The sequence below is a fragment of the Streptomyces sp. AK08-02 genome, from assembly GCF_033795085.1.
Taxonomy (GTDB): Bacteria; Actinomycetota; Actinomycetes; order Streptomycetales; family Streptomycetaceae; genus Streptomyces; species Streptomyces echiniscabiei.
Map to the genome: position 1 here is coordinate 169,620 of NZ_JARAZV010000013.1, position 24,950 is coordinate 194,569.

The following is a 24,950-nucleotide window of genomic DNA, read 5'->3' on the forward strand; positions in this document are numbered from 1 at the left end:
AGAAAAGAACCACCGTGACCACACTGACCAAGCCCGAGGGCGCACCGGCCCCGACCGGTCCGGACAGCTTTCTCTCGGTCCGCGATCTCAAGGTGCAGTTCTCCACCGAGGACGGCATCGTCAAGGCGGTCGACGGACTCTCCTTCGACGTCGAGCGCGGCAAGACCCTGGGCATCGTGGGTGAGTCGGGATCGGGCAAGTCCGTCACGAACCTGACGATCCTCGGCCTGCACAACCCGGTGAGCACGACCGTCGACGGCGAGATCATCCTCGACGGCAAGGAGCTCGTCACCGCCACGGAGAAGGAGCTCGAACAGCTCCGCGGCAACAAGATGGCGATGATCTTCCAGGATCCGCTGACCGCGCTCTCCCCGTACTACACGGTGGGCCGCCAGCTGTCCGAGCCCTACATGAAGCACACCGGCGCCTCCAAGAAGGAGGCCAAGGACCGGGCCGTGCAGATGCTGGAGAAGGTCGGCATCCCGCAGCCCAAGACGCGCTTCGACGACTATCCGCACCAGTTCTCCGGCGGTATGCGCCAGCGCGCGATGATCGCCATGGCGCTGATGTGCGACCCCGACCTGCTGATCGCCGACGAGCCCACCACCGCGCTGGACGTGACGGTGCAGGCCCAGATCCTGGACCTGCTCAAGGACCTCCAGCAGGAGTTCGGCTCCGCGATCATCTTCATCACGCACGACCTCGGCGTCATCTCGAACATGGCCGACGACCTGCTGGTGATGTACGCCGGCCGGGCCGTGGAGCGCGGCTCCGTGAAGGAAGTCCTCCGCACGCCGCAGCACCCGTACGCCTGGGGTCTGCTCACCTCCATGCCGCGCCTGGACGGTGACATCGACGAGGCGCTGATGCCGATCCCCGGCTCGCCGCCCTCGCTGCTCAACCCGCCCTCGGGCTGCCCCTTCCACCCCCGCTGCGCGTTCACCAGCGAGGTGTCGGGCAGCCTCTGCACCGACGTACGGCCGTCGCTGGGAGCCGGGCGCGACTCCGCGTGCCATCTGTCGGCGGAGCAGAAGCAGACCATCTTCATCGACAAGATCCAGCCCCGGCTGCGCTAGGGAGCACCGAGACATGAGCGACAACCTCACCCTCCCCACACAGCAGGATTCCACCGGTACGTCGACCGAGGAACTGCTCAAGGTCGAGGGACTCACGAAGCACTTCCCGATCTACGGCGGCTTCCCGATCAAGCGGAAGGTCGGCGCCGTCCAGGCGGTCGACGGCATCGATCTGACCATCGGTGTCGCCGAGAGCGTCGGCATGGTGGGCGAGTCGGGCTGCGGCAAGTCGACCGCCGGCCGGCTCATCACCCGCCTCCTGGAGCCGACCGGCGGCAAGATCACGTACTCCGGCCAGGAGATCACGCACGCCTCGCGCAAGCAGCTGGCGCCGGTCCGGTCCGAGATCCAGATGATCTTCCAGGACCCGTACAGCTCGCTGAACCCGCGCCAGACCGTCGGTACGATCATCAAGGCGCCGATGGAGGTCAACGGGATCGAGCCGTCGGGCGGCCGGGAGAAGCGGGTCCGGGAGCTGCTGGAGCTGGTCGGGCTCAACCCCGAGCACTACAACCGCTTCCCGCACGAGTTCTCCGGCGGTCAGCGTCAGCGCATCGGGGTGGCCCGCGCGCTCGCCCTGCAGCCGAAGCTGATCGTGGCGGACGAGCCGGTCTCCGCGCTGGACGTCTCCATCCAGGCCCAGGTGGTCAACCTCCTCAAGAAGGTCCAGGAGGAGATGGGCATCGCGTTCCTGTTCATCGCCCACGACCTGGCCATCGTGCGGCACTTCTCGCAGCGGGTCGCGGTGATGTACCTCGGCAAGATCGTCGAGGTCGGCGACCGGGACTCGATCTACAACCGCCCGCGTCACCCGTACACGCACGCTCTGCTGTCCGCCGTCCCCGAGGTGGCGATGGACGACGAGACGGAGGGCCGCGAGCGCATCCGCCTCGCCGGTGACGTCCCCTCGCCGATCCACCCGCCGTCCGGCTGCCGTTTCCGTACGCGCTGCTGGAAGGCGCAGGACAAGTGCGCGAGCGAGGAGCCCCCGCTGGTCCAGATCTCCGGCAACCGTGAGGGCCATCTGACGGCCTGCCACTTCCCGGAGGACCCGACGACGGAGGCCCGTGACGCCGACGTCGTCCTGGACCCGGCGCTGAAGGCGCTGGAGACGGACGCCACGGAGGACTCCGTCGGTAAGTAGTGACGACGACGGCGTACCGCTGTTGACGTGCGCGACCGGGGGCGGAGCCGTGTGCTCCTGCCCCCGGTCGCGTCCGTGTTTTCGCGTGGTGCTTATTCGCTCGACAGGCGGGTGCCGGGTCCGGGACCCTCACAGCTGCTGTGCTGTGTCCCTCATATGGCCCGGAGGCCTCGTTGTCCTTTCCCACGATCCACAACATCACCTTCGACTGCACCGGTGACCCCTACGACCTCGGCCTCTTCTGGAGCGCGGTGTTCGGCCGCCCGCTGGCCGACGACGACAAGCCCGGCGACCCCGAGGCGCTGATCAAGGACCCGGCAGGCGGCCCCACACTGCTGTTCATCCGGGTGCCGGAGGGCAAGTCGGTGAAGAACCGCGTGCACCTCGACCTGCGACCGCACGGGCGCACCAGGGACGAGGAGGTCGAGCGGGTGGCCTCCCTCGGGGCCCGGGTCGTCGCGGACCACCGCAGGCCGGACGGCGGCGGTTGGGTGCTGATGGCTGACCCGGAGGGCAACGAGTTCTGCGTGGAGCGCGGAGAGCTGGGCTGACCGTCGGGGGCGTTCAGCGCGGGCTCGTTGCCGGCTTTCCCGTAGCGACGGAACGCGTCGGTCTCCACGGTCCATGGACCGACCGGCACCGAGTCGCCGAAGATGTAGCGGTCCCCGCGCTCGTAGCGGCCCTTGCACGGGTCGGAGTGCACCTCGATGGTGCCCGTGCGGGGATCGACGATCATGTAGTGGGCGATGCCCATCGCGGGATACTCGGTCAGCTTCTCGCCGTAGTCGTAGCCGTAGCCACTGTCCGGGCTGGACGGCGGGACGATTTCGATGACCGCCAGCACCTGGGTCGCGTCGACGGCGAGTCCCTCCTCGTCGAGGACGTCTTCGGGAATGACGACGGCGTCCGGCCGGCGCATGCGGCTTGTGGCCGGGTGCTCGATCACGGGGCCGTTCGCGCAGATGTAGCCGGGGTGCGTGGCGAGGACTTGCTCGTCCAGCTGGGTGCGGATGCGGCGGACCGTACCCTCGCGACGTTTCGACGGGCTCACCATGGTCAGGAAGGGGCCCGAAGGGCCGATCTCGACCTTCCAAGTCCCTTCGAGAGATTCGGCGAAGGCCGTGAGCTTCTCGGCGATCGCGCGCATCTTCACGTAGTCCATGCCCGGGGCGTAGCGATCAGGCCCCCCGTGTCATCTCGCGTCCGCGCCCACGTAGTCCAGGTAGAACTGCCCGCGCTGCGCCGGCGTCAGATGGCAGGCCGCGCCATGGGCGGGTGCACGGGGCAGGAGTGGGCGCTTCGTCGCGCAGCGGCCCGTCGGTACCTGCTCCCGGAACGCGCAGCGCGGCTCGAAGCCGCAGCCCGGGGGCGGGTCGAGGAGTGACGGGGGTGTGCCCGGGATCGGGGACAACGGGACGTCGACCGGGGCGGTCAGGGTGGGCGCCGAATCCAGCAGGCCCCAGGTGTACGGGTGTTCAGGCGTCCTCAGTACCTCGGCGCGGGTGCCTCGCTCCACCGCCCGGCCCCCGTACATCACCAGGATGTCGTCCGCCATACGGGAGATGACGCCCAGGTCGTGGGTGATGAAGACGATCGACGTGCCGAACTCCTGCTGGAGGTCCCCCAGCAGGTCCATGATCTGGGCCTGGACGGTGACGTCCAGGGAGGTCGTCGGTTCGTCGGCGACGAGGAGTTCGGGGTCGCAGACCAACGCCATGGCGATCATGACCCGTTGGCGCATGCCGCCCGAGAACTGGTGGGGGTAGTCGTCCGCCCGGAGTGCCGGCCGCGGGATGCCCACGCGCCTCAGCATCTCCATCGCGCGGGCCCTGGACTCCCTGCGGGACGCGCCCGTGTGCTTGGCGTACGTCTCGGCGATCTGCCGGCCCACCGTGTGGAACGGCGACAGGGACGACAGCGCGTCCTGGAAGATCATCGCCATCTTGCTGCCGCGGAGCTTCTCCAGTTCCCGTTCCCGCGCCGTCAGCAACTCCCTGCCGTCCAGCACGATCTCCCCGGCCAGCGTCGTCCGCGTACGGTCGTGCAGGCCCAGGATCGCCAGGTTCGTCACCGACTTGCCCGAGCCGGACTCCCCGACGATGCCCAGGGTCCGGCCGCGCCCCACGTCGAAGGAGAGGCCGTCGACCGCCCGTACCACCCCGTCGTCGGTGGCGAAGTGCACCTTCAGGTCCCGTACGGACAGGAAGGGATCGGCGGCGGGGACCGCGACCGCGACCGCGGCGGCGGTCGGCTCAGGCATCGAGGCCATCGGGGTCATCGGGGTGTTCCTACGCGAGCCTGATCCGCGGGTCGATCAGCGCGTACACCGCGTCCACCACGATGTTCGCCACGACGATCGCCGCTGCGGCCACCAGGACCACCCCCAGCAGCAGCGGCAGGTCGTTGTCCCGTACGGCCTTGATGGACAGGGCGCCGATGCCGTGCAGGCCGAAGGTCTCCTCCGTGATGATCGCGCCGCCGAGCAGATAGCCGATGTCGAGGCCCAGGATCGTGACGATCGGGCCCATCGCGCCCCGCCAGGCGAACCGGAAGAACACCGTCCGGCGGGACAGTCCCTTGGCGCGGGCCGTACGGACGTAGTCCTCGGCGAGGGTCTCCACGAGCTGGGAGCGGGTCATCCGGGTGTAGTTGGCGGTGAAGATGATCGCGAGGACGAACCAGGGCAGCAGCAGGCCCTTGAACCAGGCCACCGGGTCCTGGCTGAAGCCGATGCTGTCCTGAGGGCGGGGGAGGATGCCCCACTGGTCGGAGAGGTAGTACATGGCCACCACGCCGACGATGTAGATCTGCAGGGACGAGCCGATCAGCGAGACCGACGACGCGATCTTGTCCAGCGCCTTGCCCTGCTTCACCGCCGCCAGCATGCCCGTACCGACACCGAGGACCACGAACACCACCGTGCTGCCCAGGGTGAGGGACAGGGTGGTGGGGAAGCGGTTGGTGATCAGGCCGAGGACCGGCTCGTGGTTGGTGAAGGAGTAGCCCAGGCAGGGCGCCGAACAGTGGCCGAGGCCCGCGTAGTCGCGGCCCACGAACACGCCGGCCAGCCAGTGCCAGTACTGCACCGGCAGCGGGTCGTCGATGCCGAGGTTGCGCCGGACGAGCGCGAGCGTCTCCGGGGTGCAGAGCTTGCCGCAGGCGCTGCGGGCCGGGTCGCGCGGGGCGACGTAGAAGAGGACGAAGGTGATCGCGCTGATGACGAGGAGGATCATCAGCGCGCTGAGTGTCCGGCGGAGGATGAAGCGGTACATGGCGATCGGATTCCCTGGCGGAACCCCCGGCACCGGTCCCTGGTGGGCGGGACCGGTGCCGGGGGTGGTCGGGTGGGCGGGTGAGGGGTGCCCCTGGGGGCGCCCCGACAGGGGCGCGGGGAACTGCGCGACCAGCCCCCACGGGCCCGCAGAAAGCGAACGACCTACGACTTCGCGTACAGCTTGTAGAGGACGAACGACGAGTTGAGGGGGTCGTACTCGGTGCCGCCGACCTTGCTGCCGTACAGGTAGAAGCGGCGCTGGTAGGTCTCGGGGATGATCGGCGCCTCCTTCTCCATGAGCTCCTTGTCCAGGGCCGCCCAGGCCGCGTCGGCCTGCGTCGGGTTGGTGATGGCGGCGGCCTTGTCGATCGCGGCGTCCACCCAGTTCACCTTCAGCTGGGAGACGTTGTTGGCGCCGTTGGCGATCACCCGGCCGTCGAAGAGGGGCTGGAGCATGGTGTAGCCGGTGGGCCAGTCGGGGGACCAGCCGAACCACATCACGTCGAACGAGTTGTCGATCTGCTGGATCTGGTCGTAGTAGCTGGTCGACTCCACCGGCTTGACCACCGGGTCGAAACCGGCCTCCTTCAGGGCGTTGGCGATGACGACCTTGGTCTTCTCGTAGGCGTCGTTGCCGCCCTGCGGGTAGGTGTAGACGATCTTCTGGCCGAGCTTGCCGGCCTCCTTCAGCAGCGCCTTGGCCTTCGCGGTGTCGCCCTGCGGCTTGGTGAGCTTGCCGTAGATGTCGAACTTCACCCGGCCGGCCATGTCCGGGCCGAGGATCGTGGTCGCGTAGTCGCCGGCGGAGGGGCCGCCGTAGATCGTCCGGATCTGCTGCAACGGCCAGGCGTAGTTGAGCGCCTGACGGACCTTCAGGTCGGTGATCCGCTTGCAGTTGATGGCGTAGTAGTACAGACCCGTGAGGAGTCCGTCGACGGTACGGCTCTTCAGCGCGGGCGTCGTCAGTACCTTCTGGATGCGCTCGGCGGGCACCCCGCTGTACGCCATGATCGCGTACTGGTCGGTCCCGGAGTCCGCGATCAGCCGGTCGGTGCTCTGCAGGGCCTCGGGGCCGAACTCGAAGGCGAAGGAGTCCGGGTAGGCGTTGCGGATCGGGTCGGTCGCCGGGTCCCAGTGGGTGTTGCGGACCATCGTCAGCGACTTGTCGACGGAGTGTGCGGAGAGCCGGTAGGGCCCGCAGGAGAACGGGTCCTTGTCGTACTTCTCCTTGGTGTCGTGCTTGGCGGACACCGCTCCGTACGACTGCATGGCCAGCGTCCAGTTGAGGTCAGGGCGGGCCGTCTTGAGGTGGAAGGTGATTGTCTTCTTCGCGGTGTCCGTGACGACCGAGTCGAGGTGCTTGCCGTCGTACGGGCCCTTGTAGACCGAGCGGAAGTCGTTGGTGCCGGTCAGCGCGGCCTGGAGGTAGGTGGCGCCCTCGGTGGTGAAGCTGGCGAAGCCGCGCTCGATGCCGTGCCGTACGTCCTCGACGGTCAGCTCACTGCCGTCCTCCCACTTCAGGCCGTCCTTCAGGGTGTACGTCCAGGTCTTGCCGCCGTCCGACATGGTGCCGGTGTCGGTGGCGAGGTCGCCGACGAGCTTCATCGCGCCGCCGTCGATGCGGTAGCCGGTCAGACAGCGGATGTAGAGGTTGCCGATCTCGGAGTTCCACGAGTAGTAGATGCGCTGCGGGTCGAGGTGCGAGAAGTCCTGCGGGCCGATCGGCCGGATCGTGCCGCCCTTCTTCGCTCCCGGGATCTCCGGCGCGGGCCCCGTGGAGTCCTTCGCGGTGCCGATGCTGACCGACGCGAACTTGCTGGTCCCGGCCGCGCCGCCCCCCGACGTGCCGCCACCGCCCCCACCACCGCTGCTGCACGCGGACAGGGCCATGGAGCCGCCGGCGGCGACCGTGGTGGCGATGACGAAGTTTCTGCGGGAGAGAGACATGGGTTGTCCTGCCTGAATCAGGGAGAAGGGGTGTTCCCGGTGGTTCCGGTTGTTCCGGTGTTTCCGGATTTCTGCGGTGCGGGTTGCGGGGTGCGGGTTGCGGGGTGCGGGTTGCGGGGCGCGGAGTACGAGGTGGTGCCGGTGCGGGCGGTGGCCGGGCCGCTGTTCAGCGCCTGATCTTCGGGTCCAGCGCGTCGCGCACGGAGTCGCCGAGCAGGTTGAAGGCGATCACGAAGATCACCATCGACAGACCGGGGAAGAGCATGTACGTGATGTCGTTCTGGTAGACCTGCGCCCCGCGCTGGATCATGACGCCCCAGTCGGGCGTGGGGTCGCTGAGCCCGACCCCGAGGAAGGCGAGCGCCGCCTCGGTGGTCACGTACATGGGCAGCGCGAGGGTGGCCTGGATGAGGATCGGCGTCCAGAGGTTGGGCAGCAGTTCCTTGAAGACGATCCGGGCCGGAGAGGCCCCGGTGACCTTGGCGGACTCGACGAACTCCCTTTCACGCAGGGCGAGTACCTCACCGCGCAGCAGTCGGGCGAGGGGTGCCCAGCCGAACGCGGTCATCACGGAGACGAGGCTGACGACGGTCAGCCAGGTCGGGGTGTTCTCCTCCGGCGACACGAAGATCGAGATCATCACCGGCCAGAAGGCGATGAAGAACAGGGTGGAGGGGAACGCCAGCAGGATGTCGATGACCCGGCCGACGAAGCTGTCGATCCGCCCGCCCAGATAGCCGGCCGTGAGACCGACGGCGATGCCGAACAGGGTGACCAGCAGGGTCGTCACCGTGGCGATGAGCAGCGAGTTGCGGATGCCGTAGAGCAGCAGGGTGAAGACGTCCCGGCCGAGTTGGGGCTCGACTCCGAACCAGAAGTCGCCGCTGATACCGCCGTTGGGCCGGATCGGGAAGCCGAACTCGTTGAGCAGGCCGGTGCCGTTCTGGCCGTACGTGGTGTACGGGTCCTTGCCGTAGATCTTGGAGATCAGCGGGGCTCCGATGCCCGCGACGAAGAACACCACGACGACGACGGCGGAGACGACACCGGTGCGGTCGCGGCGGAAGCGCAGCCAGGCGATCCGGCCAGGCGAGCGGCCGGTGCCGCCGCGGGCCGGCGCGGTGGGCGTCGGCGGAACGGCTCCGGAATCGGCCGTCACCTGGGGTGCGGTGGCGGAAGGTATAGACGAGGTCACATTGGGGACTTTTCAGCGCCGCTTCAGCCGCCGTCAATGTTTTGTTGACGCCTTTGATCTGGACTTTTGCCCTTTGACTCAGGGGTGGGCCGCCACTTGGGTCGGCTTTGGACGGCCATGACCAAAGCGGGAGGGAAGCCGGAGCGGCGTCGGAGGTGAGGCGGAGCGGTGTCGAGGTGATCCGGAATCCGGGACGATCTTGCCGACGAATGGAAATAACCATACAAAAGCACGCGAATCGCGTTAACACGCAGGCAACTTCGCCGACCCGGTCTCGATATATGGACGGGCCACTCTGAGGAACGTACGGCCGTGCGGGTGCCGTAAACGGGCCGGGGCTCGCCATGTAGCCCCGGCCCGTTGCCGTGCCCGCACCAGCTCGGCGCGGGACTTGTGCGGGACCTACGCGAGCCCCAACGCCCGCTTCAGGAAGTCCACTTGAAGCAGGAGCAGGTTCTCCGCGACCTGTTCCTGCGGGGTCATGTGGGTGACGCCCGACAGCGGGAGCACCTCGTGCGGGCGGCCCGCGGCCAGCAGGGCCGAGGACAGGCGCAGGGTGTGCGCGAAGACCACGTTGTCGTCGGCGGTGCCGTGGACGACCATCAGTGGGCGATGCGGCTCGGCAGGCGAGGACAGCCCGGCCTCCGTCACCAGTGAGCTGTTGGCGTACGCCTCCGGTGCCGTGGCCGGGTCGCCCAGGTACCGCTCCGTGTAGTGCGTGTCGTACAGCCGCCAGTCCGTCACCGGGGCGCCCGCGATGCCCGCGTGGAAGACGTCCGGACGCCGCAGCACCGCCAGCCCCGCGAGCCAGCCGCCGTACGACCAGCCCCGGATCGCCACCCGGGAGAGGTCGAGCGGGTGGTGTTCGGCGAGGCTGTGCAGGGCCTCGATCTGGTCGTCGAGGGAGACGGTGAGGTCCCCGTGCACCGCCTTCTCCCAGGCCGGCGAGCGTCCCGGGGTGCCCCGGCCGTCCGCGACGACCACCGCGAAACCCTGGTCGGCGAACCACTGCGAGGTGAGGTGCGCGTTGTGCGCGGCGACCACGCGGGGGCCGTGCGGGCCACCGTAGGGGTCCATGAGGACAGGGAGGGGAGTGACGCCGTCGTAGTCGGACGGCATAAGCAGGGCGCATGGAATTCGGCGTGCGCCCCCCTCGATGAGGGTGATGCGCGGGGACAAACCGGGGTCTTCGGCGTACGAGGTGACGGTCGCCGCTTTCTTCCCGTCGCGCAGCACCTGCACCTGGACCCCCGGCCGGTCGGGCACCGCCGACAGGAGTACGGTCACGCCCCCGGCGCGAACCGCCGAGTGCACGCCGGGCTCTTGCGAGACGCGCTCCAGTCCGAGCTCGTTCACTCGATAGACGTGTACTTCGCCGATCTCGGTGCCGACGGCCGCCTCACCTGCCGACGCCGACACAAGGACGTCGTCGGCGGTGACGTCCAGCACCGCCCGGATGTGCAACTGGGCGCCCGTCAGGGGCCGTTCACCAACCGCCAGTACCCTGACGCCGCCCTCGTCGGCGATCCGCACGAGCTGTCCGGAGGGGCTCCAGCAGGGCACACCAGGGAAAAGATCAAGCCAATGTGGATCTTCCTCCGCGTGCACCATCCGGGTCGCCCCCGTGTCCGGGTCCACGGCCAGGAAGAGCTGCCCGCGCTGGTCCCGCGACTGCACCAGAATCAGCGGCGCCCCCGCCCCTGACCAGTGCACACGCGCCAAGTACGGGTATGTCCTCCGATCCCAGACAACCTCGGTGCGCACCCCTTCGAGGGTGAGTACGAAGAGCCGCACGTCCGCGTTCAGGGTGCCCGCAGCCGGATAGGCGACCCGCTGCGGTTCCCGTTCCGGATGCGCCGGATCGGAGATCCACCAGCGGTCCACGGGCGCGTCGTCGGCCCGCGCGACCAGCAGCCGGTCGGACTCCGGGGACCACCAGAAGCCGCGTGAACGGTCCATCTCCTCGGCCGCGATGAACTCGGCCAGCCCGTACGTCACCGTCTCCGACTCGGGCTCCGCGAGTACGCGGGACTGCTCGCCGGCCAGGTCGGTGAGGCGCAGGGCGCCGTCCGCGACGTACGCGAGGAGCCGTCCGTCGGGGGAGGGGCGAGGGTCGAGAACGGGCCTCGAAGCGGGGATCTCGCGCACTGTCCCGGCCTGTAGTTCGGCCACGAAAAGCCGCCCGGACAAGGCGAAGGCGGCCAGTTCGACGGCCGAGTCGGTGGCGTAACCGACGATCCCGGCGCTGCCCTCACGGCTGCGCTCCCGACGCGCCCGCTCCTCGGCGGACAGCTTCTCGCCGGCCCCGCCGAGAAGCGCGAACGGGTCGGCTGCGACGCGCTCGCCGCCGTCCGGGAGGTCGAGCACCCAGAGCTTGTTCGCCCGGTCGGTGCCGGCGGAGGAACGCAGGTAGACGACCCGTGAACCGTCGGGCGCCACGCTGAAGGCGCGGGGCGCCCCGAACGTGAACCGCTGGGTTCGGGCGTGCCGACGGGGGAAGGAGACGGGCTCGGTAGTCATGGCTCGACCATATTGGCCATGCGCCCCCTTGTGCGGCCGTGCGCCGACCGATGCGCGCGGGCGAATAGTTATGATCACTGGCGGCGAGTGGGTATGAACCTGCTGGCCACTGTATGGATTTACTGCCCCCATAGTCCGACCCCCGGTCCCTGGGCCCTTTGGAGGTGAGCCGCCGTGGCGCTCTCGATTTCGGCGGTAGTGCTGCTGGCGATCATCGTCTTCTTGCTGATCAAGAAGTCAGGACTCAAGGGAGGCCATGCGGTTGTGTGCATGCTGCTGGGGTTCTACATGGCCTCATCGACCTTCGCCCCGACGATCAGCGACCTGACGACAAGCATCGCGGGCATGATCGGCGACCTGAAGTTCTGACGCCGGGTCCGCTGGGCAGCGCCTGGGTGGGCTGCCGGTGGGTCGGGGTGGAAGCCGATGGGCTCCGGTGGGTGCGTGACCGGAGCCGACCCCGGCGGACCTGCTCCGCTTCCCTGGCGCGCTGGTGACCACAGGTCCTACGGGGACCTGATCGCTCGCGAGGCGCTGAAACGCGGTTTGCCGTTCAGGCGGTCGGCGTCCTGGATGCCGGGCCTTGAGAACAGCTCGCCCTCCGCATGTGGGGGCGGCTAGGGTCGTGGCGAGCAGCGTTGAAGGGAACACGCATGAGTGCACAGCACGCCGAGACACGGCCACCGCTCATCCCGCAGCCGCCGACCACTCGCGATGCCCTGCGCGAAGCCGTCAAGCAGATCGCGCTCGCGCGGCTTCCCGAGTTCGACCGCGACCTCGGTGCGGCCTTCGACCAGGCCATCCAGCTCTCGTCCACCACACCCATGAGGCTGTTCCTGGAGAAGTGGGCAACACTCGTCGCCATCGAGCGTCACCCTGAGCAGGCGCGCATGATGCGCGACGCCGAGCAGGTCATCGCCGATCCGAGCGCCCCGGAGGCCGCCTTCCGGCAGGCCCAGGCCGCAGTCACCCGCATACTCGACACGGCATCGGAGGAGGCCGGAGTCGCTCTGCGGTGAACGAACGACAAGAAGGCATTGAGGACGACATCACCGGGTGGGCCTGGGAGTACGACCCTGACGCCGAGTGGGTTGTCGGCGGCATGAAGGCCCCAGACCGGGAGGCCGTCGCTGTCATCGCATCTGCGCTGGCAGACCTGGCCGCATACGGTCTCGGCCCGGAGGGCCGCCTCGACGAGGACCAGAACCCCATGCGGCTACGCACCTACAGCACCGGAACGATCCTCGTCTGGTACCAGGTCGTTGAGTACCGCAAGCGCGTATACGTCAAGCGCGTCAACCTGTGAGGCCGGGCTCGCCGCGTCCGGGTGGCGAGTCGGTCAGCGTTCGGTCTGGCATGCCGAGTCCCGCAACTGCCTACCCGTGCCGTGTCGCCGCACGGCTTCTACCCTTCCCCTTCTTGCGCACACGTTCGCGCTCTCGCGCCCGACACTCCTCGACTCGCGCGTTGCTCACACGGTGGACGAGCCACCCGACGACGGCCGTGGTGCTCGCGTACGCGATGAGCGAGCTGCCTGTACCGGGGATGTAGGCAATGCCTTGCACGACGGGCAGTTCCTGCCAGGCAGAGACCCCAGTACACAGCTCAGGGATGCCAGCGCCCCGCCCCAGCAGACAGCCGTCGCGGCGGAGCGAGCCATGCGTGGGATCCACACCTCTCCATGCGGGCCGGCCATGAGCGCGAACCCGGCGATCCCGAGTCCTTCACGCAGCCGGGACGCTTCGCGCTGCTTCACCGCCATCGGCTCAGCCCCAGTGCAGCGTCCCTGCCACCGTGTCGAACAGCGCCACCATCTGGTCCGCCAGAGGATCTATCGGTGTGGAGAAGTTCAATATCAGCCAGCGACTGGTGGCGGGAATGGGTACGTAGTACGTGAGCGTCGTCGTCGGGAGGGTGTTGCCCATCTGCGCCTCAGGAGCAGCCGGCGCCCTGCGGCGCTGGCGCACCGCCTTGCCCGCCACGGCCAGCTCGACAACGCCTACTTGGGTGTCATCGTCGTTCTGATCGGCCAGATGTTCCGCGAGTTCCTCGGCATCCGAGCACTTGGGCCACTCGTCAGGCGCCGGAACACTGATCAGCAGGGACGATGCCAGCGGCACAGGTCCGATAGCGAGGGTGGAGATGTAGAGCTCCGTGCCGCCGACCTTGTACGCGTTTTTCGCCTGCTTCTGTAGATCCCGCATGAACTGCTCCTTCAAATGAGGAGCGTTGTCCACACCGCGGAACTGCCGATCAGCCAGGGCGACGATGCCTCGATCCCGGTCATCGGGATCCAGCGCGAGCTGAAACCAGCCGTCCGGCACGACGACGTTGTAGTCCTGGGGAGGAGAGGTGAACTCGTCGGATGTCTTCACTCGGTGTCTCCGGAGGTGAGCGGGGTGATCCGCAGGGTCTGGACCGCCTCGTCGGCCAGCTCCGTGATTTCCTCCGTGCGGGCGACCGCCTCCCACGTCACCGTCACGACAATGAGACTCTTCATGCCGTGTGGGAAAACGGCGTACTTGATGAATTCAGTCAATTTCCGTCCGAAGCCGAACATGCGCTTCACCTGAAGCATCGACTGCACACGAACGGCTGGGCCGGCGGGCAACTCCAGATATGTCACCTGTGGTTCACCCTTGGGCTCGGCGTTCTCCCACTCCAGGAGCAGCGGCTGAACCTCTTCCGGGGTGGGGCGATCCACACCCTCGTCGCCGTAGGAGTCGACCATGAGATTGGCGAGAGCCTCGCCGTTCTCGGCGTAGTAGGCCGCCACGAGGGAGGGGGCGTCGTCGTTCAGGTCCACGGCCCGCTCGACCATGTCGTCGAAGACCGCGCTTTTCTCGATTTCCAGAGCGAGTGGATTGAGCCTGTTGACAACTTCCGTGGCCAGCGCCTTGGCTTCGGCCTTCGTGCCCTCTTTGAGTGTCAGGTCGATCCATCCAGGCTGAAAGTCGATTTGACACTCGAAGCCTTCGATCAGTGGGGCGCCACTTTCCGGTGTGGTCATGTTGTTCCTTTCGCGCCTTGGTGTGGTCGCTGGGCTCAGCCCAGGAGCGGGTTGAGGTTACTGTCCAGGCCCAAGCCGCCCAGCGTAATACCGGCGCCGACCAGGGACATACGGCTGGCAGTCTTGGAGATCGCGTTGACAGCGTTGGTGTCGAATTGACCGCCGAGCGCCGAGGTGCCCATTTTGATGGACTTGAGGTCGGAGGCCACACCGGGATCGGCGATGGAGAGTGACTTTCCCAACCCCGTGAAGAACTTTCCTCCGCCACGCGCCGTGATTTCGTTGCGTGCCGCGACGTAGTTGCCGCTTCCGGGCTTCAGGATCTTGAGGTTGTTACTCCACGCGCTCTTCGAGAACGGCTCGGTGAAGGGCTCCTTCATTGACTTCCACGCGTCACCCTTGCCGAGCTTGAAAGACTTTCCGGACAGTTTCCTGAGGTTCTTGTTCGCTCGGCCCACTTGGCGGGCGGTACTGGCAGTCCCGGCCCTGCCCAACTTGCCGAGTGCACCCTTCGCGAACTTCCCGGCGATCTTGGAGAATCCCTTGCCGACGCCCATCAGCAGGAATCCGAGTGCGGACATTCCCAGATCCAGCCATTCGGCGTTCCCTTGGAGGACCATCACGAAGGTCGCCAAGAAATTGATCAATGTGGCGATCATCGCGATGGCGCCCAGGACGCCGGCCAGCGCCTGCCCGATCACGGGGATCCAGCCGACAACCAGTGAGAGAATCCCGCACACCGTGGCGATGACAGACGTGACGTCGGCGATCGTCTTGACCAACGTGTCCCAGAAGCCGTCCTTCAGGGAGTCATGGTTGATGACGGCATCGAGGGAGTCGCGGGCACGCTTCGCCGCATCATCCCTGATCCGCTTGGCTTCGCCGATCTTCTCCCGAGCCGCCTCGATCTCGCCCCCGGCGGCATCCAGTTGGGACTCCAGTTTCTTGCGCTGCTCCTTGGCGGTGTCGTCGTCCTTCTTCCCGTCCTTGTCGGACAGGTTGGCCAGGGTCTTCTGCGCCGTGCCCTTGCGCTCTTCCGCGTCCCGAGCATCCTTCAGCGCTGCGTCGGCGATCTCCTGGGCGCGGTTCAGGTCGGAAGCGTAGTTCTTGGGTCCGGCATGCAGCCTGTCCTGGTAGCCACCGCCTACTTCTGTCACCTCGGTACCGATGGCATCAGCCGCTGTGTCGTACCTCTTGAAGGCGGCTTCGAGCTTCTTGGTGTTGCCTTTGGCCCTCTCCCGGAACTCCTTGCCGGCCTTGCTGTCCCAGGCGTCAACTTCAGTAATAGCTTTCAGATTTTTGATCTGACGCTCAAGTTCATCTGCAGTCTTGCGTAGTTTCCTGCCCAACGACGCCATCTGGTCAGGATCTCCAGGAATGGGATCCCTTTCCGCCACCGGATGCCAGTCGCGAGGACGTCCCCCCATGAACTACTTCCCCTTTTTCTTGGAGCTCTGGGCGCCCCGGATCGCCTCAGCCAGCTGGTGATCAATATCTTCGTACGCCTGCGCCGCCGCCTTGGTGATCTCAGCCATCGCGCCGACCTCTTCCGCCAACTTCCCGCGGCTGATCTCCCAGTTGTCCACGAAGTCCTCGAATTTATCGGCGAGATCGCCGTCGCCGAAATACTCCAGGTATTGCCCAAGCTTTTCGATTCCGTCGAACGCCTTCTTCACATTGCTGAGCCCCGTACCCATTCCTCTGATCACGTCGAGATCGAGCCGAGCGCGCTCGCCTTCGCCTGACATGGCACCCCCGTTGCGTCGATCTGACGGAATCAGCCGATCGGCTGGAATGAGCGAAGATCTTACGGGTTGGGCAGCCGGCGCATCCCGTGGCTGTTGAGCAGCGGGATCGTAAGCCGTGCAAACCTGTCGCCTACGCCGACGTGGAGGCGTCGCCGAACTGCAGGGAAACGGGTTTCGTGCCGACTCGCTGCGTCCACGTGGCGAGTTGGTCAGCGTTCGGTCGGGTACGGCACGAAGGCTGACCAGGCGGCGGGCGCGAAGGCTAGGCGAGGACCGCGCTCTGCGTTCTTCGAGTCGCGAACGTGGACGGTACCGGGGGTGACCGCGATCTCGACGCAGGAGTCGCCCTCGCTGCCGCTGCTGTAGCTGCTCTTGAACCATGCCGGGCCGGAGGCGCCCTCGGTTGTGATGTCGCGGTTCATGTTTCCCCCAGCAGTTGTTCGAGGAAGGCCGTGGACTCACGCGGGGTGAGAGCTTGGCCTCGGATGATGCCGTAGCGCAGTTCAAGGATACGGAGCTGCCTCGCATCGGAGACCGGTCGGCCGTTTGCCAGTGCGGGCGAACGCCCCACCGCCGAACCGTCCGCGAACTTCAGCACTTCGATGCTGCCGTCCACACCGGCGTGCTCCTCGCGGTCCATCGGCATCACTTGAAGCTCGGTGCCTCGCAACTGTCCCGTCTCCAGAAGGTGTTCGAGCTGACGGCGCAGCAGAGCCTTCCCTCCAAGCGGACGCCGTAGTGTCCACTCCTCCACCACGAACCCGAGTTCAGGCGCCGGATCCCGCTCGAAGACCGACTTGCGGGCCACGCGCGCGGCGAAGAACCGCTCCACCTCGCTTGCGGTGTACGCGGGGCGCCGCATCATCAGTAGCGTGCGGGCGTACTCCGGGGTCTGCAGCAAGCCGTGGATGTTCAGCGGGTCGTAGAGCTGAAGCTCCACCGCCTTCGCCTCCATGTTCGCCAACGCTCGAACCTTCTTCGGGTACTGGACCTTCTCCAAGTCTTCCTTCATGGCGGAGATCAGGCCGTCCGCCCCCAACACCTCGTCGGCCTTGTCCATGTACTCGGGGCGGGCGATCCGCTTGCCGCCCTCGATCTTGTAGACCAGGTCCTCGCCGTACCCGAGGGCCGCTCCGAAGTCGGCGGCGCGCATTCCCACTGCCTCCCTGCGCAGCTTCAGCTGGCGCCCGACCGTCTCCACGACCGCCACGCCCCACTCGTCGTCCGGGTCCACCTCCCAACCTGGCTCGTCCGCCTCGGTCTTGAGTCGCCCCGCGTCGCTGTCCACGCTCATGCCCGCGCTCCTCCGTCGTACCGCGCTGTGGTGCTCCCGCACTGTCCCCCGCCCTACCCGTACGCTCCGTTCCGACAGCCCGGACACGACCGGACAAGCTCCGGACAGTCACCGTACGCATCGGCAGAGTCACTGCTCACGGTAGGTTCATTCGGCCACTCTGAGTGACGTGAACCAAGAAACCGCCGCCTCTGAGGCTCAACCCGGCTACAGCTTCCGCAACTTCAGCGTGCGGCTCTCTCCCACGCCCCGTGGGGCCCGTCTCGCCCGGCTGCTCGCCGCCGAGCAACTGCGTTCCTGGGGGCTGCCGGTGGACCCGGCGCGACAGGTCGTGGCCGAACTGGCAGCCAACGCCGTCACCCACGGGCGCGTCCCGGGGCGGGACTTCCGGCTCACGATGTACGTCATCGGCGTCACCCTGCGCATCGAGGTGACCGATACCTGTGGGGACGTTTCGCCCAGTCCTCAACGTCCCTCCGACGACGCGGAGTCGGGGCGGGGCCTGCTCCTGGTCGAGGCGCTCGCCGACCGCTGGGGGTGGGGTCCGGGGCTACGTCCACGCAAAACGGTGTGGGCGGAAGTCGACGTCGTACCGGAACCCGGCGGCGGGTGCTTCGGTGGCGTCGGCGCTCTTTTCCAAGAAACACAAGAGGGAAAGAACCGGTACCAAACCCACCCCCTCCCGCCTGCTGTCGGGCCCCGTCACTCTCCCGAGTGAACATCGCCAACTCGGCTGGATTCGTTCCCGGTTGCCTGCCCTACGCTCAGCGCAGCAGCACCATCACCGACATCACAGACAACCGCAGACATGCGACGGCCCTCGCCGGGACTGGCATCCCAATGCGAGGGCCTGACCACCAAGGAAGTTAGGGCTTCCCGATGGATACCAAAAACCTTAGCGTGCCCCCGCATCCCGAAGCCCGTGGCTCGGGCAACAACCGCCCCCACCGGCGATCCAGTTCCAACGCCTCCGGCGTCTCCGGCGTCGTCCACGACAACACCCGCCACGACACCCGCTTCACGGTGATCGGCAACCACCTCGCCCAGCACCCCGAGCTGTCGCTGCTCGCCATCGGGCTGGCCGTACACATCCAGTCGCTGCCTGCCGGTGCCCTCGTCGACATCAAGACGCTCGCCAGGAAGTTCCCCGAGGGGGCGGACCGTATCGCCGCAGCCCTGCGCGAACTGGAGACCCACGGTTATCTGCGCCGCTCACGCGAACGCGTCCCGGACGGCCGGATCGTCACCCGTACGACCTCCTGCAACCAGCCTGAACGCCATCGCGCCGCTGGTCTCCGCGCTGAGCCGCAGCCGCAGCCGCAGCCCAACCCGGATCCCGAGCCGGGACTTCCCGCCGACCAGGACCCCATCCCCGAACCTCCCGCCCGACCCGCGCACCCCACCACCGCTGCCCCCGGCCCGCCGAAGAAGCGCACCCCAAGCAAGCCCCTCCCCGCCGTACCGCAGCCCGCCTACAAGGGGGAGGGTCTCCTTCAGGCGGCCACCGAGCTCCTCGCCGGCCTCCGTCGCCTCGACCCCGACATGCTGCTGTCCGTCTGCGACACGGCCCACCTCGCGCCCGGCGTCGCCGCCTGGCTGGAGCGCGACGCCAGCCCCACCGCCGTACGGCACGCGCTGACCCGTGACCTGCCACCCGAAGGCATGCGCCGCCCCGCTGCCTTCCTGGCCCACCGCCTCACCGCCCAGCTGCCGCCTCCGGCGCCGTACCGCGCACCGGTGGCATCGACACCGGCCGTCCGGAGCCCGTTGCAGACCTGCGACGGCTGCGAGCGTGCTTTCCGCGCGCCGGGGCCGGGTCGCTGTCGCGACTGCCGATCCGATCTCATGAGGCCCACCGGGCAGGCAAATAACGAGGAACGAGTGCGATGACCACCGGCCCGGACGGCGCGCAGCGAAGCGCATCCCACGTGTACCGGACCATGCGGGACTTCGTTCAGGCGATGGACGACATGCTTCCCGGGAAATTCGAGGTCACCAAGGAAGGGATCGTCCACGACCTGCTGCGGCCCAATGGTCCCCACGAACTGACTGTGGCGCGCCTGCGGAGGAGACTCGAGCAGGTCATGCCGGAAGGGCTCGTCGCCCACACCGGGACCCCGGACGTGGAGGACGAACCCGAGGGCATCATGCGCCATCCGGACGTCATGCTGATCGCCGAGGCGGGCATGGAAGGCGAGGGGGCGTTCGACCCACGTACGCTCATCGCCGCGATCGAAGTCGTATCCAGCTCGAACCCGGCCAACGACTGGCTCGGCAAGACGCGCGACTATCCCCTTATCGGCATCCCCGCCTACGCGATCTTCGACCCCCGCACCGGCAGCGGCGCCGTCCTCACCGACATTCACCCCACTCCCGGCGGCCCCCGATACGCCACCCGCAAGGACTTCGTCTACGGCGAGGACGTCACCATCGCCGACTGGACGATCCCGACCACCGGGCTGCCGCGCTACCGCGACGAGGAATCCCCGGGGTGCGAGTTCTGAACGCGCAGACGTCCGCTGGGCAGCAGCAGACCGGGGGCGGACCTCGGTCGTGGCCGCGACTGTCGATCAGACGTCGCCGGAATCGCCTTCGCGGTGCATGGTGCGACGACTACAGTGGTGGCATGAGTGTATTCACAGTTCGCATACCAGATGATCTCGACGTCGAAGTGCGCAAGGCCGCGGCTGACGCGGGGCTTTCGCTGAACGCCTACATGGTCCGCACTCTGCGCGAGCAGACACTGCGGGAGGCGCTGGCGGCTGTGGACAGTGAAGGTGCGCTGTTGGTCGACACCGGTGACGACGATCCGGCGAGGGACATCCGTTGAAGCGAGGCTCCGTCTGGGAGGTTCCGATCGGCGAGGCCACTCGTGCGGTCGTGGTGCTTTCCATCGACGAGGTGAATACGAAGTTCCAGGCGGCCGTGTGTCTGCTCCTGCATCCAGCAGGCGCCTACCCGGACACACTGGTCTCCGTGCCGATCACCGATCCGGTGCAAGCGGTCGCCGTTCCCGTGAACATCACCCAGTACGCCGCCCGGCGCTTCGAGAACGCCAAGCAGTTGGGCGCGGTGACGCCCGAGACGATGGAGCGCATCGAGCGTGCCATTCGCTCCGTTCTCGGACTGTAGGGCCCTGGTCCCAATGCGACAGCGCGCGATCCGATGCCCGGTATGACGAACGGCGCACATCGAGACGCCGCTCTGTAGCCGCTACCCGGGAGATCACCCAGCTGCGTAAGGCGAAGAACCGGCTGGAGCACGAGGGTCCGGTCACGGCTCGGGAAGCTCTCGGGAACTGGGTTCCGCCCCGGACGAAGCCGGCACCAGGCCACCGCTTCATGGGCGCGCGTGACGCCCCGCCCCGGCCGTCGGAGCAGGGCATCACGCGTGGGTGATGCGAGAGGGGGAGGCCGTGCCGTCAAGCTCATTCAGCCATGTCGAGCCCGAACTTGCAGGTCAGGGTCTGATGGTAGGACCGGCCGCCTTGGGTGTAATCCGCCTCGCAGCCCGAGAGAGGCGTGGTCACCTTTCCGGTGACCTTGATCCGTACCATCGCGTACTTGTCGCTGAGCACCTTCGCCTTGATGGTGTACGGATGCCCGGCGTAGTTCGGGTACTTGGCGGGGTCCACGGAACCGGCGACGGGGGGACTGGTCTCGTGGTAGCCCAGCAGGTAGCCGGGGGTGTCCTTCACCGAGTAGACGCCGTACCCGAGGATCTTCACACCAGCCGGGATGTCCAGGATCCTGACCCCGGTAACGGAGACGGGCTGCTTGGAGATGTTCCTGGTGAGCGGGAAGGCCATGCGGTATACGTCGCCGACCTTCACGTCCGAGTATCCGAGGGAGCCGGTCGTTCCCGGTCCCTCCGCCTGCAGCGCCGTCCCCGAGGCTGCCCCGCCGCCCGTGGCACCCACGCAACCTGCCGAAAGGGACAGCAGGGCTGTCACGGCGAGGGCCCGGGCACGAACGCGGCGGCTAGTACGAGTAGATGACACCGGGGTTCCCTGAAATCTTGCCCTTGGCGCCCCAGATGTCGTGCTCCTCACTGCCCGATCCCGCAGTGATCTTCTGGAAGTGCGACGTGCCGTACTCGGTGTCGAGGCTGATCGTCACCCCGAAAACCTTGGCGGCATAGCCGATGGTGACGGAGGTGCCGGAGGTGATGGACGCGTACTGCTTCTGGTCCAGACGTGCTCGATAAGCCGGATTGGAATTCCGGTAAGCCGTCAGCCCGTCCTTGGAGCTGACATCGGCACCGTACCTCGCCACCGCGCCTCCGGAGGGAATGTCGTACTTCACCGGCAGAATGGAATATGAATGTGTGACCTTGCCCTCGGGGCAGGCTACCTGGTGGTCGACGTCCTGGTATTCGACCGGAATCTGGAATCGCTTGGCCCAGTGTGGCCCCTGATTCGCGAAGCCGACGGCGTGGCCGGTGCTGCTCTTGCGGGAAACCTTTCCGGTGATCGACCAGTGCTCTCCGTCGACGCTGGTCGCCACACCCCAGGTGCTCGACAGGGTGTTGTTGTACTCGAAGGCGGCGGTGGTGTCGTAGTACGCGTGCGCCTCGCCGACGGCGGTGTAGTAGTCGTGCTGCTTGATGACGTGCTTGCTTGGTATGCAGCCCCCGCCGAGCTTCGGCTTCACGGCGCTGTAGTCGACTCCTCCGACGACATCCGGGGTAAAGCCGGTGGTCGATGTGCCGTCCGCGGACTGCCAGGTGTTCACAGCTGTACCGGAAGCGCTGTTCGTATTGTTCGAGCCGTCTGCGGTGTCCGCGCTGTCGATCAGGGTCGAGTCGGCTGGCGTCACCACCGTCCCGTCCGCGTCGGGGTGGATCGCCACGGTGTCCGACGTCTCGGTGCGAGCCGCGGCAGACCCCTCCGTGGTCGCGGAACCAGTGGCCACTCCGGCATCCACGTAGTCGGTACCGGTCAGCAGCGTGCCGTCCGCGGCCTGGCCGTAGAAAGACGCCTCCAGCGAGAGCACGCCTCCGTTGTCGTCCGCGTAGGACTGCAACTTGCCCGGCAGGGTCGATGGCAGGGTGAACGACCAGCTGCCGTCCGATGCCGTGGTCGCCGTGCCCACTGTCGTCGGTGTGATCGTGCTGCCGTCTGCCGGCACCTCGTCCACTGGTGTCAGGGTCACCGTGGCGCCGGCCAGCGGTGAACCGTTGCCCAGGGTGAAGACCCCCTTGACCGTCGCGGCGCCGGACACGGGAGCCAGGGTGCCGGGGCTGGGCGCCGCGGTGATGATCGGTCCGCTCGAGGGCAGTGCCCCGCCGTCCGTGGGTTTGTCGTCCGTCGTTGTGGTCGGGCTCGGGCTGCTGGTGCTGCCGCAGCCCGGGGACTCGGTGGTGCTCTGCGTGCAGACGGCGTGAGCCGGTGAGGCCATTCCCAGGCCAACCACGGCCGAGGTGGCGACGACACTGAGTGCAGTGGCCAGAGTCAGTCGTCTGCCAGATATTTTGGACATGAAGGAAATCCCCGAATCCCCGAATTTATGGACGCCCCCGGCTTTTCCGGGTCGTCCGATGGGTCAAGTGAGCCGTACGAAATGCGGCTGTAAAGTTCGGCGAGCGCGGCTGATCGCCCTTGAATGTGCCCCCGCCTCGCGCACTGGTCTGCTGTCCGTCGCTTGACTTGTAGCTAACCCGGCGAAACTTTAAGGGTCAACGATCTTGGGGATCGTTTTGCCATAGAGGTCAACTCGCTTTGCCGGTGAGCTCAAATTGTGCTCAAGTCCTGCAGAAATCGCCGGATCCCGCCGCAGTTTCAGAAGTTCTCCGTGCCTCGTGAGGCCCCGGTCACGGGTGACCGCGCCGACGGCCGGGTGTGGGGTCCGAACAGCGTCCGCAGCGAACTCCCGTTGGTGGTCGCGACTTTGATGCCAGAGGCGAAGCCGATGACGGTATTGCGGGCGCTGGGCCGGGTACGGCCGCAGGATCTGCCTTCACTCCGGTCGGTGGTCCTGGTCCCCTCCGGACCGCCGCTGGGCGCAGTCATGCCCTCCGCCACCTGCCCGAGGCCGGGAGCCTCCCCTCAGTCGGTGCGGTACCTACGCCACCCGCAAGGGCTTCGTCCAGGGCAAGGACGTCACCATCGCCGACCGGAAGATCCCGACAACCGGCCTGCCGCGTTGCCCAGAGGGCCGACCGCCAGGCAGGCCCGATCGGCCCGCACCCCCGCGCCTCGTAAAGTGACCCCATGACGGAACTGCCCGACCGGCGTCTTCTCCTGGTGCACGCGCATCCGGACGACGAGTCGATCAACAACGGCGCGACCATGGCCCGGTACGCGGCCGAGGGGGCCCGGGTGACCCTCGTCACCTGCACCCTCGGTGAGCTTGGCGAGGTCATTCCGCCCGAGCTCGCGCATCTCACCGGTGCCTCCCTCGGCGAGTACCGGCTGGGGGAGCTGGCGGCGGCGATGCGCGCCCTCGGTGTCGACGATCACCGGCTGCTCGGCGGACCCGGCCGGTACGGGGACTCCGGGATGATGGGGCTCGCCGACAACGACGACCCCGGCTGCTTCTGGCAGGCGGACGTCGACGAGGCGGCCGGGTACCTCGTCGAGGTGATCCTCGAAGTCCGGCCCCAGGTCGTTGTCACCTATGACCCTGACGGCGGCTACGGCCACCCCGACCACATCCAGGCCCACCGCGTCACCATGCGCGCGGTGGAGCTGGCCGCCGAGGCCGGCTGGAGTGTGGCCAAGGTGTACTGGAACCGGGTTCCCCGCCCGGTCGCCGAGGAGGGCTTCGCCCGTCTCCGGGAGGCGCTGCCCGGGTTGCCCTTCGTCAAGGCCGGGGTGATCGACGACGTACCGGGTGTCGTGGACGCGGAGTTCGTCACAACGGCCGTCGACGGCACCGCGTACGCCGCCGCGAAGGCCGCCGCGATGCGCGCCCACGCGACGCAGATCGAGGTGGCCGAGCCCTGGTTCGCACTCTCCAACCAGCAGGCCCAGCCGCTCTTCGTGGACGAGTACTACGAATTGGTGCGGGGGGAGCGAGGCGAACACGGTTCGGTTCGTGAGACGGATCTCTTCGACGGGGTGTCCGACCCGGTCACCGAGGCCGGTGTGCGATGAGTGCGAACAGTGCGAACGGGAAGATCCCCGCGGGCAAAGCGCGCGGAAAGGCCGGAGCCGGGACTGGAGCGGGCGCGGGGGCGGGCGCCGGGGGAGACGGCGGCAGTGTGCTCGCCCAGCCGCTCGTGGCGCCCTCTGCGGGGCGTGCGGCGGGCTACCTGGGCCTGTTCGTCCTCGGAGCCGTCGTAGGGGCCGCCGGCGTGCTCGTCCAGGCCGCGTGGTTCCCGGGCGGGCTGCTGCTCGCGCTGGTGGGGGCGGCCGGCCTGTTCCTCGGCGGGGCGCGTGCCGTCGGTGCCCGCGCCGGGGCGGTCGCGCCGGCGGCCGGCTGGATGGTCGCCGTCGTCCTGCTCACCGCCAGCCGCCCGGAAGGGGACTTCCTGTTCGCCGCAGGAGTCGGTTCCTACCTCTTCCTCCTCGGTGGCATGGCTGTCGCTGTGATGTGTGCCACGCTCGCCCGGACGCGGCAACCGGACGGCCCCACCGTCCGACTTGGCAAGTGACGTACTACTTCGCCGCCGCAACCGCGTGGGGGTCCGGTGATGGTTTCTCCGGCGGTCGTGGGATACGCGCCAGACGTGGCCAGTATGGTGGTGCGCGCCGCCGAGCTGTCCGCGTGAGGTCGCGTCGGGCGGCGGAGCCAACCGGG

Annotated in this window: 26 protein-coding genes and 1 pseudogene; 13 read left to right on the plus strand and 14 right to left on the minus strand. The window is 67.6% G+C overall.

What is annotated here, in order from left to right; genetic code table 11:
• Positions 1-14: 14 nt before the first annotated feature.
• The 3 genes from PV734_RS27135 (at position 15) to PV734_RS27145 (ending at position 2,771) form a co-directional block, all read left to right on the plus strand.
• Positions 15-1,076, plus strand: a complete 1,062-nt coding sequence (locus PV734_RS27135) for an ABC transporter ATP-binding protein (protein WP_319092180.1) — start codon at positions 15-17, stop codon at positions 1,074-1,076.
• 13 nt (positions 1,077-1,089) lie between these two features.
• Positions 1,090-2,220: an oligopeptide/dipeptide ABC transporter ATP-binding protein gene (locus PV734_RS27140; RefSeq protein ID WP_319292449.1), complete on the plus strand. Its 1,131-nt coding sequence runs from the start codon at positions 1,090-1,092 to the stop codon at positions 2,218-2,220.
• A gap of 173 nt (positions 2,221-2,393) precedes the next feature.
• Entirely contained in the window at positions 2,394-2,771 is a 378-nt protein-coding gene (locus PV734_RS27145; protein WP_319092178.1) for a VOC family protein, read from the plus strand.
• A gap of 128 nt (positions 2,772-2,899) precedes the next feature.
• Here PV734_RS27145 and PV734_RS27150 read toward each other — a convergent pair.
• The 6 genes and pseudogenes from PV734_RS27150 to PV734_RS27175 form a co-directional block, all read right to left on the minus strand.
• Positions 2,900-3,382, minus strand: a pseudogene (locus PV734_RS27150) (Uma2 family endonuclease); the annotation flags it as partial.
• Between the two features lie 30 nt (positions 3,383-3,412).
• A complete protein-coding gene (locus PV734_RS27155) occupies positions 3,413-4,480 on the minus strand; it encodes an ABC transporter ATP-binding protein (RefSeq protein WP_319292450.1) in 1,068 nt (355 codons plus the stop codon).
• 28 nt (positions 4,481-4,508) lie between these two features.
• Positions 4,509-5,492 carry an ABC transporter permease gene (locus tag PV734_RS27160; RefSeq protein ID WP_319092174.1) on the minus strand — a complete coding sequence of 328 codons (984 nt, stop codon included), beginning with the start codon at positions 5,490-5,492 and terminating at the stop codon, positions 4,509-4,511.
• A gap of 164 nt (positions 5,493-5,656) precedes the next feature.
• Positions 5,657-7,441 (minus strand): ABC transporter substrate-binding protein, encoded by a 1,785-nt coding sequence (locus PV734_RS27165; RefSeq protein WP_319292451.1) that lies wholly within the window; start codon positions 7,439-7,441, stop codon positions 5,657-5,659.
• 166 nt (positions 7,442-7,607) lie between these two features.
• The gene (locus PV734_RS27170) at positions 7,608-8,636 is read right to left on the minus strand and encodes an ABC transporter permease (RefSeq protein ID WP_319092172.1); all 1,029 of its coding nucleotides are present in this window, start codon (positions 8,634-8,636) and stop codon (positions 7,608-7,610) included.
• 402 nt (positions 8,637-9,038) lie between these two features.
• On the minus strand, positions 9,039-11,156 hold the full coding sequence (locus tag PV734_RS27175) for a S9 family peptidase (RefSeq protein ID WP_319292452.1): 2,118 nt from the start codon (positions 11,154-11,156) through the stop codon (positions 9,039-9,041).
• Positions 11,157-11,330: 174 nt separating this feature from the next.
• Between PV734_RS27175 and PV734_RS27180 the strand changes: the two genes are divergently transcribed.
• The 3 genes from PV734_RS27180 (at position 11,331) to PV734_RS27190 (ending at position 12,462) form a co-directional block, all read left to right on the plus strand.
• Positions 11,331-11,525 (plus strand): hypothetical protein, encoded by a 195-nt coding sequence (locus tag PV734_RS27180; protein ID WP_006375723.1) that lies wholly within the window; start codon positions 11,331-11,333, stop codon positions 11,523-11,525.
• Positions 11,526-11,809: 284 nt separating this feature from the next.
• Entirely contained in the window at positions 11,810-12,175 is a 366-nt protein-coding gene (locus PV734_RS27185) for a DUF6247 family protein (RefSeq protein ID WP_319092170.1), read from the plus strand.
• Positions 12,172-12,462 (plus strand): hypothetical protein, encoded by a 291-nt coding sequence (locus tag PV734_RS27190; RefSeq protein ID WP_319092169.1) that lies wholly within the window; start codon positions 12,172-12,174, stop codon positions 12,460-12,462. Before PV734_RS27185 ends, PV734_RS27190 begins: the two co-directional genes overlap by 4 nt.
• Before the next feature lie 460 nt (positions 12,463-12,922).
• On the opposite strand, the gene PV734_RS27195 is transcribed toward PV734_RS27190, so the two are convergent.
• The 6 genes from PV734_RS27195 to PV734_RS27220 all read right to left on the minus strand — a co-directional run bounded on the left by PV734_RS27195 (position 12,923) and on the right by PV734_RS27220 (position 17,208).
• Positions 12,923-13,531 carry a hypothetical protein gene (locus PV734_RS27195; protein WP_319292453.1) on the minus strand — a complete coding sequence of 203 codons (609 nt, stop codon included), beginning with the start codon at positions 13,529-13,531 and terminating at the stop codon, positions 12,923-12,925.
• Positions 13,528-14,166 (minus strand): hypothetical protein, encoded by a 639-nt coding sequence (locus PV734_RS27200; RefSeq protein WP_319292454.1) that lies wholly within the window; start codon positions 14,164-14,166, stop codon positions 13,528-13,530. Before PV734_RS27200 ends, PV734_RS27195 begins: the two co-directional genes overlap by 4 nt.
• A gap of 35 nt (positions 14,167-14,201) precedes the next feature.
• Positions 14,202-15,524 (minus strand): hypothetical protein, encoded by a 1,323-nt coding sequence (locus PV734_RS27205; RefSeq protein ID WP_319292456.1) that lies wholly within the window; start codon positions 15,522-15,524, stop codon positions 14,202-14,204.
• 72 nt (positions 15,525-15,596) lie between these two features.
• Positions 15,597-15,914, minus strand: a complete 318-nt coding sequence (locus PV734_RS27210) for a hypothetical protein (RefSeq protein WP_319292458.1) — start codon at positions 15,912-15,914, stop codon at positions 15,597-15,599.
• Positions 15,915-16,123: 209 nt separating this feature from the next.
• Positions 16,124-16,336: a DUF397 domain-containing protein gene (locus PV734_RS27215; RefSeq protein ID WP_319292460.1), complete on the minus strand. Its 213-nt coding sequence runs from the start codon at positions 16,334-16,336 to the stop codon at positions 16,124-16,126.
• Positions 16,333-17,208 (minus strand): helix-turn-helix transcriptional regulator, encoded by an 876-nt coding sequence (locus PV734_RS27220; RefSeq protein ID WP_319292462.1) that lies wholly within the window; start codon positions 17,206-17,208, stop codon positions 16,333-16,335. Before PV734_RS27220 ends, PV734_RS27215 begins: the two co-directional genes overlap by 4 nt.
• Before the next feature lie 169 nt (positions 17,209-17,377).
• Between PV734_RS27220 and PV734_RS27225 the strand changes: the two genes are divergently transcribed.
• The 5 genes from PV734_RS27225 (at position 17,378) to PV734_RS27245 (ending at position 20,340) form a co-directional block, all read left to right on the plus strand.
• Positions 17,378-17,926, plus strand: a complete 549-nt coding sequence (locus PV734_RS27225; protein WP_319292464.1) for an ATP-binding protein — start codon at positions 17,378-17,380, stop codon at positions 17,924-17,926.
• 161 nt (positions 17,927-18,087) lie between these two features.
• The gene (locus tag PV734_RS27230; RefSeq protein ID WP_319292466.1) at positions 18,088-19,098 is read left to right on the plus strand and encodes a helix-turn-helix domain-containing protein; all 1,011 of its coding nucleotides are present in this window, start codon (positions 18,088-18,090) and stop codon (positions 19,096-19,098) included.
• Positions 19,095-19,712, plus strand: a complete 618-nt coding sequence (locus PV734_RS27235) for a Uma2 family endonuclease (RefSeq protein WP_319092160.1) — start codon at positions 19,095-19,097, stop codon at positions 19,710-19,712. Before PV734_RS27230 ends, PV734_RS27235 begins: the two co-directional genes overlap by 4 nt.
• A 122-nt stretch (positions 19,713-19,834) precedes the next feature.
• On the plus strand, positions 19,835-20,038 hold the full coding sequence (locus tag PV734_RS27240; protein ID WP_319292468.1) for a toxin-antitoxin system HicB family antitoxin: 204 nt from the start codon (positions 19,835-19,837) through the stop codon (positions 20,036-20,038).
• Positions 20,035-20,340: a type II toxin-antitoxin system PemK/MazF family toxin gene (locus PV734_RS27245; RefSeq protein WP_319292470.1), complete on the plus strand. Its 306-nt coding sequence runs from the start codon at positions 20,035-20,037 to the stop codon at positions 20,338-20,340. The genes PV734_RS27240 and PV734_RS27245 overlap by 4 nt, the downstream gene beginning before the upstream one ends.
• A gap of 295 nt (positions 20,341-20,635) precedes the next feature.
• Here the strand turns inward: PV734_RS27245 and PV734_RS27250 are convergent, their stop codons facing one another.
• Entirely contained in the window at positions 20,636-21,127 is a 492-nt protein-coding gene (locus tag PV734_RS27250; protein ID WP_319292471.1) for a hypothetical protein, read from the minus strand.
• A 61-nt stretch (positions 21,128-21,188) separates the two neighbouring features.
• Positions 21,189-22,688 (minus strand): hypothetical protein, encoded by a 1,500-nt coding sequence (locus PV734_RS27255; RefSeq protein WP_319292473.1) that lies wholly within the window; start codon positions 22,686-22,688, stop codon positions 21,189-21,191.
• A 731-nt stretch (positions 22,689-23,419) separates the two neighbouring features.
• On the opposite strand from PV734_RS27255, the gene mshB reads away from it, so the two are divergent.
• Positions 23,420-24,304, plus strand: a complete 885-nt coding sequence (gene mshB, locus PV734_RS27260; RefSeq protein ID WP_319092155.1) for an N-acetyl-1-D-myo-inositol-2-amino-2-deoxy-alpha-D-glucopyranoside deacetylase — start codon at positions 23,420-23,422, stop codon at positions 24,302-24,304.
• Complete coding sequence (locus PV734_RS27265; RefSeq protein ID WP_319292475.1) at positions 24,301-24,804, plus strand: DUF6113 family protein; 504 nt, start codon at positions 24,301-24,303, stop codon at positions 24,802-24,804. The genes mshB and PV734_RS27265 overlap by 4 nt, the downstream gene beginning before the upstream one ends.
• Positions 24,805-24,950 lie beyond the last annotated feature (146 nt).

Excerpts from the sequence above, each read along its gene's own strand:
- PV734_RS27240 (WP_319292468.1), top strand. The coding sequence starts at position 19,835 with ATGAGTGTATTCACAGTTCGCATACCAGATGATCTCGACGTCGAAGTG.
- PV734_RS27185 (WP_319092170.1), top strand. The coding sequence starts at position 11,810 with ATGAGTGCACAGCACGCCGAGACACGGCCACCGCTCATCCCGCAGCCG.
- PV734_RS27155 (WP_319292450.1), bottom strand. The coding sequence starts at position 4,480 with ATGCCTGAGCCGACCGCCGCCGCGGTCGCGGTCGCGGTCCCCGCCGCC.
- PV734_RS27265 (WP_319292475.1), top strand. The coding sequence starts at position 24,301 with ATGAGTGCGAACAGTGCGAACGGGAAGATCCCCGCGGGCAAAGCGCGC.
- PV734_RS27200 (WP_319292454.1), bottom strand. The coding sequence starts at position 14,166 with ATGACCACACCGGAAAGTGGCGCCCCACTGATCGAAGGCTTCGAGTGT.
- PV734_RS27165 (WP_319292451.1), bottom strand. The coding sequence starts at position 7,441 with ATGTCTCTCTCCCGCAGAAACTTCGTCATCGCCACCACGGTCGCCGCC.
- PV734_RS27140 (WP_319292449.1), top strand. The coding sequence starts at position 1,090 with ATGAGCGACAACCTCACCCTCCCCACACAGCAGGATTCCACCGGTACG.
- PV734_RS27160 (WP_319092174.1), bottom strand. The coding sequence starts at position 5,492 with ATGTACCGCTTCATCCTCCGCCGGACACTCAGCGCGCTGATGATCCTC.
- PV734_RS27255 (WP_319292473.1), bottom strand. The coding sequence starts at position 22,688 with ATGTCCAAAATATCTGGCAGACGACTGACTCTGGCCACTGCACTCAGT.
- PV734_RS27230 (WP_319292466.1), top strand. The coding sequence starts at position 18,088 with ATGGATACCAAAAACCTTAGCGTGCCCCCGCATCCCGAAGCCCGTGGC.
- PV734_RS27175 (WP_319292452.1), bottom strand. The coding sequence starts at position 11,156 with ATGACTACCGAGCCCGTCTCCTTCCCCCGTCGGCACGCCCGAACCCAG.
- PV734_RS27215 (WP_319292460.1), bottom strand. The coding sequence starts at position 16,336 with ATGAACCGCGACATCACAACCGAGGGCGCCTCCGGCCCGGCATGGTTC.
- PV734_RS27220 (WP_319292462.1), bottom strand. The coding sequence starts at position 17,208 with ATGAGCGTGGACAGCGACGCGGGGCGACTCAAGACCGAGGCGGACGAG.
- PV734_RS27210 (WP_319292458.1), bottom strand. The coding sequence starts at position 15,914 with ATGTCAGGCGAAGGCGAGCGCGCTCGGCTCGATCTCGACGTGATCAGA.
- PV734_RS27235 (WP_319092160.1), top strand. The coding sequence starts at position 19,095 with ATGACCACCGGCCCGGACGGCGCGCAGCGAAGCGCATCCCACGTGTAC.
- PV734_RS27205 (WP_319292456.1), bottom strand. The coding sequence starts at position 15,524 with ATGGCGTCGTTGGGCAGGAAACTACGCAAGACTGCAGATGAACTTGAG.
- mshB (WP_319092155.1), top strand. The coding sequence starts at position 23,420 with ATGACGGAACTGCCCGACCGGCGTCTTCTCCTGGTGCACGCGCATCCG.